Source organism: Paenibacillus dokdonensis, assembly GCF_004916975.1.
Classification (GTDB): Bacteria; Bacillota; Bacilli; order Paenibacillales; family Paenibacillaceae; genus Paenibacillus_AQ; species Paenibacillus_AQ dokdonensis.
Window position 1 is genome coordinate 439,367 of the sequence record NZ_STGQ01000003.1, and the last position, 8,134, is coordinate 447,500.

Here is an 8,134-nt window from a genome sequence, read left to right on the forward strand (position 1 = left end):
TATATGCTGCCTATGCCTTATTTAACTGCTTTATTATAACGCTCCATGAAGTTTTGCCATACCTCGGTCATACTTTGGTTCAGCTCATCTTTACCGTTTTTATCAATTTGCGCGACCGTTTCATTCCATTTCTGCTCAAACTCCGCATCAGATTTGGCCAGAATCGCTTTTGAAATTTCCTTATGCCAGATTTCCTCCAGCTTGATCGCAATCGGCTTGGCATCCTCAGGCGTGTTCAGCTGCCACAGCATGGCTGGATAAATTTCCGGCTTTGCCATAAAATCTGCCCATGTCTGCTTGCCGTATTTCGCCAAAACTTCTTTGGTTGTACTATCGTAGGTTGAAACTACATAATCCTTCGTAATTGGCGTTGCATAGTCCCCATCGGACAGCTTGGCGCCATTGCCGAATGTAAACCGGTTAAAAGGGCCCTGGAGGCCTTCACTTACCGCCACACTGGGATCAGCCTGCAGCTTGGCATCAAAATCCTTATTTCTTACTCTTTTACCTTCTACGACATCATAATGTTTGCCCTCGATGCCCCAATTCGCGAGTACTTGTCCTTCATCCGTGAAAAGGTAATCCAGCATTTGGATGATTTTTTCCGGATGCTTGGCTTTGGTGGTGATGGCCAGGTTCGTACTCGAAGAAGTCGGCGGCATGCCATTGGAATGATCCTCCATGCCTGCGCTTTGCATCACCGGTAATTTGGCGTACATTTTATCAAATTGGCCACTTGCGATAATCGACTTTTCATATCCCTTCATGAGCCAGCCGGGAATATAGCTCGCAAGCACGCGTCCCTGGCTGATCTTGGCACCTTCGGTTTCGGCATTCAGACTGAATACCTCTTTGTCCAGCATGCCGGTATTTTGCAGCTTGTTGAGAAACTTGATGTACTGCTTGGCATAGTCATTCGTCATCGCAAAGTTGACTTTATTATCCTTGATTTCATAGAAACCATGATCCGGAAGTCCAGCCGCATTCAGCGCGGGGTTAATATCCAGCAATCCGCCGCTGATGCCGGAGAACGGGATGATTTCCTTACCGTCATCGGTTTTTGGATGCTTTTGGTAATAGGACTCCAATACGGCGTACAGATCATCCAGCGTTTTGATTTCCGGGTAGCCGGCTTCCTTCAGTACATCATATTGAACGATGAATGAAGCCTGGGAATCCGGAGATGGCTCCGTGGCCAAATTCACGCCATACAGCGAGTAGATATGCCCCTCATCGTCTTTGAGCAGATCGTAATATTTGCCGAATTTCTCCTTGATGTGAGGTCCATATTGATCAATCAGTTCTTCCAGCGGAATCACGGCACCCGCATCCTTATATTTGCCGATGGTCAGCGGAGAGTCGTTGATAATGTCGGGATAGTCGCCGGAAGCGAGCCATACATCCACTTTGCCGGTTGCATTCGATCCGCTGTCTATGACGGGTATGTAGTCCATTTTGACGCCGGTCTTTTCCTCCAGCTTCTGATTAATCGCGTTGTCCCATTTCCAGCTTGAATCCCATACCTGCATGGAATAGTTGGTCACTCCGCTGCCTGTGTCCGCATTCTCATCTGTCTTGCTGCTGCCGCAGCCTGCGAACAAGGATGCCGAAAGCATAAGTGCAAGGCCTGTAATTATACTCTTTTTCATTGTTGTCATCGCCCCTTTTCATTGTAAATTAATCTATTATGCGGCACCAGCTACTCTTTCACGGCACCGATCATAATCCCCTTAATAAAATACCGCTGCAGAAACGGATACACGAACAGGATCGGAATCGTGACTATAATGGTCATCGTAGCCCGGATGGACTGCGGCGTAATCTGCCGGAGTGACTCGCTCGACAGCGAGCCCGTGGCATTGCTCGTAACCTGCTGCGTCGACTGCATCAAAATCTTCATGAGCTCATACTGAAGCAAATTCAAGTTATCCCTTGTGTTGTACATATAGTTGTCAAACCAGGAATTCCAGTGACCCACCGATACAAACAAGGTAACGGTAGCCAGGACTGGCATGCTGACCGGGATAACGATCCGGAACAAGGTTTGAAACTCATTGGCCCCATCGATTCTTGCAGCTTCAACCAATCCGTCCGGCAGCTGGTCGAAATATGTCCGGATGATAATGACATTGAACACGCTAATCAGACCGGGAATGATATACACCCAAAAGCTGTTGGTAAGGCCAAGATTTTTGATCAATATATACGTAGGGATAAGGCCCCCGCTGATATACATGCTGATAACCATGATCAGGTTGATCGACTTGCGCAGAAAGAATTCCTTCCTCGACAGCGTATAAGCCAGCATGACCGAACCGATGAGCGATAATGCCGTACCCAGGACCGTTCGGGCCACAGACCGCAGCGTTGCCCCGAGAAGCATTTCATTTTGAAAAACAACGCGATAATTATCCCAGGTCAGCGCATTTGGCCACAGATAGACCTGCCCTCTCAGCGTATCCGTTGATTCATTCAGCGAGATGGCGAGCAGATTAATAAATGGATATAGTGTACAAACCATCAACGCGGCCAAAAACATGTAATTTAAGATGTTGAATGTTACGTCGCCGGCACCCAGCTTTCTCCTCATTCTCTTCCCCCCTTAGAACAATGATGCTTGTCCGGCTTTTTTGACCAGTTTGTTGACGGACAGTACGAGAATCAGGCTTACGACGCATTTAAATATACTCAGCGCAACGCCGATCGAATATTGCCCCGATCCAAACGAAATGTTCAGCGCATACAGATCAAGAACTTCATAGAAATCCGTGGTCAAGGAATTGCCGAGCAAAAACTGCGATTCATAACCCGTGTTAACGATCGAACCTAGAGACAGAATCAGCAGCATGGTAGCCGTAGGCAGGAGCCCGGGTATAGATATATGCCAGATCTTCTGGAATCTTCCCGCACCATCCACTTCCGCGGCCTCATACGTTTCCGGATTAAGCCCTGAAATCACTGCCAGATAAATAATTGTGCTCCAGCCAAGCTCCTTCCAGAGTACGGTCAAGGTATGAATCCCCCAGAACCACTCCCCCTTGGACATGAAGTAAATCGGTTCATGAATGATGCCGGTAGCCATCAGAATCTGATTGACGAAACCTCCATCCGGCGATAAAAAGGTAATGACAATATTGGCGATTACGACCATCGATACGAAATGCGGAATATAGGTAATGGTCTGCACCGCCCTTTTGAACAGCACATGCTTAACCTCATTTAATAACAGCGCTAAGGTAATGGCGCCAACAAAGCTCGTGACCAGGCTCAAGATGCTCATCACCAGCGTATTCCGCAGCACCAGGAAGAATCGGTCGTCATGAAACAGCTTGATAAAATTATCGAATCCGACGAACGGACTGCCGCTGATGCCTTTGCCGGGCGAATACTTTTGGAAAGCCATTATCCATCCCCAAAGCGGTACATAACTGAACAAGATCAGAATAATAACAAAAGGAATAGACATCAGAAGCAGCTGATATTGCGATTTGATCTTTTTACCGAGCAGCTTGCCCCCTGTTCTCACGCGTGCTTGGCCTTGAACATCCTGCTGTAATGTGGATCGGATATTCATCGCCCCCCTCTCATGTGTGACTGATACTTCTATTATGGGAAATCGCTTTCAATCCCGAAACCCTGCGCATTTTAGAATTTAACCTGCAATATTACATGTTCTTCCTTGTAAAACTATGCTTGAAGCCTATATGCCTGTTGTGTTATACCATTAAAAAAGGTTTCGATACCGTAACCGGCAGGAAAAGAGGAATGAAGTCATGATCATTGATGTGGAACATATTACATGGAAAAGCGGGCAGCACACCCTCATGAACGACGTCAGCTGGCAGGTGCAGGAAGGGGAACACTGGGCCTTGCTCGGCCTGAACGGTTCCGGAAAGACGACGCTGCTGAACATCGTCAACGGCTATATCTGGCCCTCGGAAGGCTCCGTCAAGGTCCTTGGCCATTTGTTTGGCGAAGTGGATCTGCGTGAGCTGCGTAAATCGATCGGCTGGGTAAGCAATTCGTTCCAGGAACGCCTGTATGCCTCGGACCGCACGCAGCATATCGTGATTAGCGGCAAGCATGCCACCATTGGCCTCTACGATAAGACCAGCGACGAAGATTATGAACTCGCCCGTGAGCTGATGACCACGCTTAGCTGTGATCACTTGTGGGATCGCGAATACCGGACCTGCTCGCAGGGGGAAAAACAGAAGCTTCTCATCGCGCGCGCCTTGATGGCCAATCCCCGCATTCTGATATTGGATGAGCCATGCAACGGACTCGATATTTTCTCGAGAGAGCGTCTGCTGGAGAGTATTGCGGAGCTGGTACGTAAGCCGGACGCACCGACCCTGATTTATGTCACGCATCATACGGAGGAAATTTTGCCTGTTTTCAGCCATGTGCTGCTGATGAGAAATGGTGAGGCTGTAGATAGCGGCAAGACCGAGGATATTCTGACGGCAGAGAACCTGAGCGGATTTTTTGAAGCGTCTGTTGATGTAGACCGGCATGGGGATCGCTTTTATGTACGCGTAGCTGAGTAGTTCCCCCTCGTCACTACAAGAGAATAAAGTCCCATTTACCCTTCAACTTAAGGATGATTTTTCCGATATTACAATAGCAGGAATAAATCACACAAAAAGGGGACTCACAGTCAAACATGTTCAAAAAATCAATTGCTCTCGTACTGCTTGCATTTATCTGTCTTATTCCATCAACGTTTGCGGCAGCGCCTGCCAAAAACTTGGTCATTATGGATGCCAAAAGCAATCACTCCTTTGCACCCGTTCGCTTTTTAAACGGTTTCGATGCCAATCAAGTACAATGGGATGAAGCATCCAAACAAATTCAAATAACGCACGGCAATGTACATATCACCATGACCCTCGGACAAAAGACAGCGAGCGTCAACGATCGCTCCGTCTCCCTTCAGGATGCACCTTTCAAGGACAATGGGTCTGTTTATGTACCTCTTCAAATCATAAGCAAAGAGCTAGGCTACCAACTGGAGTGGGTTAAAGAAAGCAATGCCGTCAAAATTTCCTCAGGCAGCTCCTCTTCCATACTCCCTGTGGTAACGCGTACCGCTGGCCAATCGCTTTCCAAACCGGTTGTCAGTGAAAAGAAAACCATTAAAGCGAGCGGCAGATCGTTTAGCGTACAGATGGTGACTGTATCCCTCATGCATCCCCAGGTTCAAATGGACGTGGTGCTTGCCGGAAATACGCCCGGGAATGTGGAAGATCTGAGCAGCATCGCCAAACGAAGCGGCGCGACCGTAGCTATTAACGGCACCTTTTTCAATGCTTATACATCAGGCAGTTATAAGGCCCCTTACGGGTATATCTTAAGCAAGGGTGACATTAAAATGTCGAGCCCTGGCGATCAGCGGGCCATATTCACCTATGATGAGAACCATCTTGTCAGCCTGATCGCAGGCTCTGATTTTAAGGACAAATTCGGCCAAGGACTCATTGAAGGCGGACTGCAGGCGGGACCTCGGCTGTTGGTCGACGGCAAGGTATCGCTGAATGTGAAGCAGGAAGGATTTAAAGACCCGAAGATTCTGACAGGCGGCGGTGCACGCAGCGCCCTTGGCATTACCAAGGACCATAAGCTGATCCTACTGACCACGGGCGGTGCGACCATTCCGCAGCTGGCAGAGATCATGCGTCAGGCTGGAGCCTATCAGGCCATGAATCTGGACGGGGGAGCGTCGAGCGGATTATATTTTAACGGCAAATACTTAACAACCCCGGGACGCAAAATCAGCAATGCAATCGTGATTAAAGTCCAGTAATTTTTTCTGAATGAAACTGGAATACACAAAAAAGGCTGAGCCTGAAGTCATCATCGATGCTTCGGGCCCAGCCTTTTATTGTTAGCATGTTCTACATTTAGTTGTTTCCGTTAAGTCCTTTTTTCACCCAATCTGCTACGGTAACTGTACGTTTTGCCTGATGAACAACTGCCGCCTGCACATCCTCAACCATTTTGCCGTCCTGACCAACGGTCACGGAAGTGCCGTAAGGATTGCCGCCTGCTGCGAAGATGGATGGGTCTGTGAAGCCCGGTGTCGCTACGATAGCTCCCCAGTGGTACATGGTTGTGTACAGGGAGAGGATGGTAGCTTACTGACCGCCATGAGGATTCTGTGCAGAGGACATCGCGCTGACAACCATGTTCACCAATTTACCTTGGAACCAAAGTCCGCCTGTAAGATCGAGGAACTGTTTCATTTGAACCGGCATGTTGCCGAAACGGGTAGGAATACTGAAAATGATGGCATCTGCCCATTCCAAATCAGCAAGTGTAACTTCCGGAACGTCTTTGGTTGCTTCATGGTTGGCTTTCCAAGTAGGGTTGGAATCAATCGCAGCCTGTGGAGCCGTTTCAGCCACTTTCAGAACCTTCACTTCAGAGCCAGCTTGTTTAGCCCCTTCTGCCGCCCATTGTGCAAGCTGATAGTTTGTACCGCCGGAGCTATAGTAGATAACAGCTGTTTTTACGTTAGACATCTTGAATTTCCCCCTTATCAATTTAGTTTATGTTGAACATGAGTTTTTCCTATCTTGCCATGCTTACCCTTGAAATATACTTTGTTAACAATATGGAACAATGCAAAATACACTAGTTACATATCATCTCTTAACATTATATATTTCGAATTAAAGATTTTTACTCAAAAAAAAATATTTCCCTTCAAGTAATATATCTCTAACATGAGATAATATTATCACTCTGTTTTCTTGTTGTCAACAGCGTAACCATTCGATGCTGCCGCATACGGAAGTACCCGATACGTAAAAAAGGCTGCACAAGTTTATAGCTTGCCAGCCTCTTCATAACCTTATGATATGTTTTCAATGATTAACGTGTCATCCACTTGCCGTTCGTGAAATCGGGAATTGCGACCGGATGCCCTCCCAAGGCAATCGATTCTTCTGATAATGCAGAGATACACATCCAGGCAGCCATGTCGTATACATCAAGCGGTGTCTGGGTGCCTTGTTTCACACTTTCAAAAAAGTCAGAGAATACAAGCCAATCCATCCCGTCATGGCCGCCCTTGACACCTTCCTCGATATATTTTTTCCATAATGGATGATCATATTGCTCTCTGAACTGCTCTACATTGCCCCATTGCTCTTTCCAGCCCATATGAAAATCATCATGTGTACCTTCCAGATAGATAGAATGGTTGTCCTCCATATACATCCCCTTGGTACCACGAACGGTGAATCCCCGGGAATAATACCGCGGCAGCGTAGTATCCAGTGTGATCGTAATCGTCTCTCCATGAGCGCATTTGATAATGGTGGTGACGATATCGCCCTGCATAAATTCGGTTTGCGCCAGTTCGGTATCTTCCCCTTTTTCCTTGCGGATATAAGCTTGCATGCCCTTCGCCTTGGAAGCCATCGATACCAGCGAAACCATGCGGTTACCATGATTAATATCCAGAATACGTGCAATCGGGCCAATCTCATGCGTCGGATAGTTTTCACAGTTGCGGTGAATGTAATTGTTCAAGCGGTAGTGCCTGTTTTCTTTTCCAAAAGCAATCTCGTCTCTCAAATCATGATGATAGCCGCCCGCACAATGTACAACCTCTCCAAGCGCACCCTGCTTCACCATGTTCAGTACCATCATTTCATCGCGTCCGTAACAGCAGTTCTCCATAATCATACACGGCACACGAGTACGTTCGTAGGCCTCTACAAGCTTCCAGCACTCTTGGATTGAGTAGGCCCCGCCTACCTCGGAGGCGGCATATATACCTGCTTCCATCGCAGCAATGGCTATCTCCGTATGGTCTGCCCAGGAGGCGCCGATGACGACGGCATCAATATTCCCCATGGCCATGACTTCCCGGTAATCCTGAGTCACCAAAGGACGGGATATGCCGGTTTCTGCAACACTATCAGCCGCCTGATCGCAGCGATCCTGATACAAGTCGCATACAGCAGCTACCTCCACATCTTCCATATGCAAAATAATGCCCTTTAACAGTCCCATTCCGCGTGCGCCCAGACCAATCATGCCAACTCTGATTTTGTTCTTCATCGTAACCTCCCAGGAAATAATTTCTTTTATTCTGATGTTGACCTTTTAGTGCGAATAAGTC

The 8,134-nt window shown here is 47.6% G+C and carries 6 protein-coding genes and 1 pseudogene; 2 read left to right on the top strand and 5 right to left on the bottom strand.

Going from position 1 to position 8,134, the window contains the following annotated elements; all coding sequences use genetic code 11:
- Positions 1-17 precede the first annotated feature (17 nt).
- From E6W40_RS26355 to E6W40_RS26365, 3 genes are read right to left on the bottom strand one after another with little or no spacing between them, the layout of a single operon-like run.
- The gene (locus tag E6W40_RS26355; protein WP_168929063.1) at positions 18-1,649 is read right to left on the bottom strand and encodes an extracellular solute-binding protein; all 1,632 of its coding nucleotides are present in this window, start codon (positions 1,647-1,649) and stop codon (positions 18-20) included.
- Positions 1,650-1,699: 50 nt separating this feature from the next.
- On the bottom strand, positions 1,700-2,590 hold the full coding sequence (locus E6W40_RS26360; RefSeq protein WP_136608579.1) for a carbohydrate ABC transporter permease: 891 nt from the start codon (positions 2,588-2,590) through the stop codon (positions 1,700-1,702).
- A gap of 12 nt (positions 2,591-2,602) precedes the next feature.
- Entirely contained in the window at positions 2,603-3,574 is a 972-nt protein-coding gene (locus tag E6W40_RS26365; RefSeq protein ID WP_136608580.1) for an ABC transporter permease, read from the bottom strand.
- A 199-nt stretch (positions 3,575-3,773) separates the two neighbouring features.
- Between E6W40_RS26365 and E6W40_RS26370 the strand changes: the two genes are divergently transcribed.
- Together E6W40_RS26370 and E6W40_RS26375 are read left to right on the top strand one after the other, a co-directional pair.
- Positions 3,774-4,550, top strand: a complete 777-nt coding sequence (locus tag E6W40_RS26370) for an ABC transporter ATP-binding protein (protein WP_136608581.1) — start codon at positions 3,774-3,776, stop codon at positions 4,548-4,550.
- Positions 4,551-4,666: 116 nt separating this feature from the next.
- Positions 4,667-5,806: a phosphodiester glycosidase family protein gene (locus E6W40_RS26375; protein ID WP_136608582.1), complete on the top strand. Its 1,140-nt coding sequence runs from the start codon at positions 4,667-4,669 to the stop codon at positions 5,804-5,806.
- 97 nt (positions 5,807-5,903) lie between these two features.
- Here E6W40_RS26375 and wrbA read toward each other — a convergent pair.
- Positions 5,904-6,524, bottom strand: a pseudogene (gene wrbA / locus E6W40_RS26380) (NAD(P)H:quinone oxidoreductase).
- A gap of 352 nt (positions 6,525-6,876) precedes the next feature.
- Positions 6,877-8,073 carry a Gfo/Idh/MocA family protein gene (locus E6W40_RS26385; RefSeq protein ID WP_136608583.1) on the bottom strand — a complete coding sequence of 399 codons (1,197 nt, stop codon included), beginning with the start codon at positions 8,071-8,073 and terminating at the stop codon, positions 6,877-6,879.
- Positions 8,074-8,134 lie beyond the last annotated feature (61 nt).

Bases quoted from the DNA above. Each gene is read 5' to 3' on its own strand.
- E6W40_RS26355 (WP_168929063.1), bottom strand. From the start codon at position 1,649: ATGAAAAAGAGTATAATTACAGGCCTTGCACTTATGCTTTCGGCATCC.
- E6W40_RS26360 (WP_136608579.1), bottom strand. From the start codon at position 2,590: ATGAGGAGAAAGCTGGGTGCCGGCGACGTAACATTCAACATCTTAAAT.
- E6W40_RS26365 (WP_136608580.1), bottom strand. From the start codon at position 3,574: ATGAATATCCGATCCACATTACAGCAGGATGTTCAAGGCCAAGCACGC.
- E6W40_RS26370 (WP_136608581.1), top strand. From the start codon at position 3,774: ATGATCATTGATGTGGAACATATTACATGGAAAAGCGGGCAGCACACC.
- E6W40_RS26375 (WP_136608582.1), top strand. From the start codon at position 4,667: ATGTTCAAAAAATCAATTGCTCTCGTACTGCTTGCATTTATCTGTCTT.
- E6W40_RS26385 (WP_136608583.1), bottom strand. From the start codon at position 8,073: ATGAAGAACAAAATCAGAGTTGGCATGATTGGTCTGGGCGCACGCGGA.